Raw genomic sequence first — 669 nt, 5'->3', positions numbered from 1 at the left:
AATCATAAAAGGCTTCACAGGATTTATAAACTGGCAGGATTATCTTTAGAAGAAAATCCAAAAAACGTAAGATCGCCAGAGTAAAAGAACCGCTATCCATTCCGCAAGGCTTTACCCAGAGTTGGAGTATGGACTCTATTAATGATATTTTAGAAAACGGAAGAAAAATTAGGACTTTTAATATTATAGATGATTACAATCGTAAGGTATTGCACATAGAAGCCGACTATTCTATCAAAAGTAGCCGTGTGGTCTGGATTCTGAAACACTTGGTAAGCCGTTACGGAAAAACCAAAAAGCATAAAAATGGACAATAGGCCGGAGTTTATCTCTCACCTTATCCATATCTGGAGTTTGGTGAATGATATCAAGTTTGCTTACATCCAGCCGGAAAAACCTACGCAGAATTCTTTGATAGAGCGATTGAATAAATCATTCAGAGAAGGAGTGTTAGAATGCATATTTATTTTCAAGTCTGGATGAAATAAGAGAAACAGCATAAGAATGGGTCGAAGATTATAATCACTATCGTTTGCACGATGCATTGGGTGGATTGTCACCTGTAATGTGGAAAAATGGACAGCAAGCCAAAGCAAACCCAACGCTTTTTCCTAAAACAACAACAAAATATTAACAGAAATTAATACTTTTGATTAGTACTGATAAGGG

Annotated in this window: 1 protein-coding gene; it reads left to right on the top strand. The window is 36.2% G+C overall.

All coding sequences use genetic code 11. From position 1 onward, the window contains the following. Positions 1–306: 306 nt before the first annotated feature. Positions 307–483 (top strand): transposase, encoded by a 177-nt coding sequence (locus LC419_RS23460; RefSeq protein WP_223609625.1) that lies wholly within the window; start codon positions 307–309, stop codon positions 481–483. The last annotated feature ends 186 nt before the right edge of the window (positions 484–669 follow it).

Source organism: Chryseobacterium sp. OSA05B (genome assembly GCF_019970065.1).
GTDB lineage: Bacteria > Bacteroidota > Bacteroidia > Flavobacteriales > Weeksellaceae > Chryseobacterium.
This window is presented reverse-complemented; position numbering and strand designations above follow the sequence as displayed.